This is a genomic window from Streptomyces sp. AcH 505, assembly GCF_000818175.1.
Taxonomy (GTDB): Bacteria; Actinomycetota; Actinomycetes; order Streptomycetales; family Streptomycetaceae; genus Streptomyces.
The window spans coordinates 6,117,123-6,118,835 of record NZ_JTIY01000001.1; the positions used below are offsets into that span (position 1 = coordinate 6,117,123).

The window sequence follows — 1,713 nt, forward strand, 5'->3', positions numbered from 1 at the left end:
GTCGGGCGGGCACCACGGCGCGAGCCCCACCACGCCGCTGACCAGGTCGTGGCCGGCCGCCGACAGCGCCGCACGCGCGCCCATCGAGTGCCCGAGCAGCACCACGGGCACGCTGCCCGCGAGCAGCGCCAGCTCGTCCAGCGCCCGGCGCGCGTCACGCGCCGCGTCGGCGCGGCTGCCGTTCCAGCCCCGGTAGCGGTAGCGCACCCGGCCCACCAGCACGTCCTGTCCCTCGGTCGCCCGCAGCACGGCCCGGGTGAAGGGCCGCAGCCGGGCCCCCGGCAGATTCAGCCGGGTCGGCGGTTCCTCGCCGTCGGCGCGGCCTCCGTGCAGCAGGAGGACGGCCGCTCGCGGGCGGGCGACCGTTCTGTCGAGGAGCAGCGCGGGCTGCACGGTGGCGTGACGATCGCGTACAAGCACCTGTGGTCTTCCTTTCACCGGCTCGCCGGGCAACCGCTCGGGGCGTGCGGCACGCTTGAAGCATGCCGGAAGTACCCGAAGTCGAAGCGCTGCGAGAATTCCTCGACGGCCATCTGGTGGGCAAGCGGATCGTGCGCGTCCTGCCTCTGACGGTCAATGTCCTCAAGACCTATGATCCGCCGCTCACCGCCCTGGAGGGCGAGAGTGTCACCGCCGTCGGGCGGCGGGGTAAATATCTTGACATCGTCGCGGGCGAAGCGGGGCTGCATCTCGCGATTCATCTGGCCCGCGCCGGATGGCTGCGCTGGAAGGACTCCTTCCCGCCCGCGCCGCCCCGGCCTGGCAAGGGCCCGCTCGCGCTGCGGACCGTGCTGGCCGAGGGGGACGGCTTCGACCTGACGGAGGCGGGGACGACCAAACGCCTCGCCGTGCATCTCGTACGCGACCTGGCGGATGTGCCCGCCATCAGGACGCTCGGTCCCGAGCCGCTCGACGACTCCTTCGACCGTGACGCCTTCGCCCGGCTGCTCGCGGGGGAGCGGCGGCAGCTCAAGGGGGCGCTGCGCGACCAGCGGCTGATCGCCGGGATCGGCAACGCGTACAGCGACGAGATCCTGCACGCGGCGAAGATGTCGCCCTTCAAGCCCGTGCACAACCTCACCGAGGACGAGGTCACCACCCTCTACGAGGCGATGCGCACCACCCTGACCGAGGCGGTCGAACGGTCGCGCGGCGTGGCGGCGGGACGGCTCAAGGCGGAGAAGAAGAGCGGGCTGCGGGTGCACGGCCGCGCGGGCGAGGCCTGCCCGGTCTGCGGCGACACCATCAGGGAAGTGTCCTTCAGCGACTCGTCGTTGCAGTACTGCCCCACCTGTCAGACGGGCGGCAAACCGCTCGCCGACCGGCGGCTGTCCCGGCTGCTCAAGTAGGACGGCGCCTGCTGGGCCAGCCGCGCCCTTCTCACGGCGGTGCGGCGCCGTGTCCCGTGCCGCGTTCCGTGAGCGTCACCAGCCGTCTGCCGTCGGAGGCTTGTACCTCGAAGTGGTCGATCTGGTCCGGCTGCAGCGCGGCGCCGCCCCGGGTGACCAGCGGCTTCGGCTGCCCCGCCGGCGCCGCCCAGGTCGTCACCGTCTCCCGCGACCCGTCCCGGCCCACCGCGACCAGCGCGCAGCTGCCCGGGGCGACGGGACGGCTCAGCTCGAATGCGACATCCGTTCCCCACGCCTTCGCTGCGGCGGTCACCACGGCCGCCGTCCCCGTACCCCCGTCGGACGCCGTCCAGCGCACGCCTTC

At 73.1% G+C, this 1,713-nt stretch carries 2 protein-coding genes and 1 pseudogene; 1 reads left to right on the forward strand and 2 read right to left on the reverse strand.

Features of this window, described 5'->3' with window-relative positions; translation table 11 throughout:
• Positions 1-393, reverse strand: a 393-nt coding sequence (locus tag HY68_RS27270) for an alpha/beta fold hydrolase (RefSeq protein ID WP_041997296.1), incomplete at its 3' end; no start/stop codon positions are given.
• Between the two features lie 89 nt (positions 394-482).
• Between HY68_RS27270 and HY68_RS27275 the strand changes: the two genes are divergently transcribed.
• Positions 483-1,349: a DNA-formamidopyrimidine glycosylase family protein gene (locus HY68_RS27275; RefSeq protein ID WP_041993628.1), complete on the forward strand. Its 867-nt coding sequence runs from the start codon at positions 483-485 to the stop codon at positions 1,347-1,349.
• Positions 1,350-1,380: 31 nt separating this feature from the next.
• Here HY68_RS27275 and HY68_RS45555 read toward each other — a convergent pair.
• A pseudogene (locus HY68_RS45555) lies at positions 1,381-1,713 on the reverse strand (hypothetical protein); the annotation flags it as partial.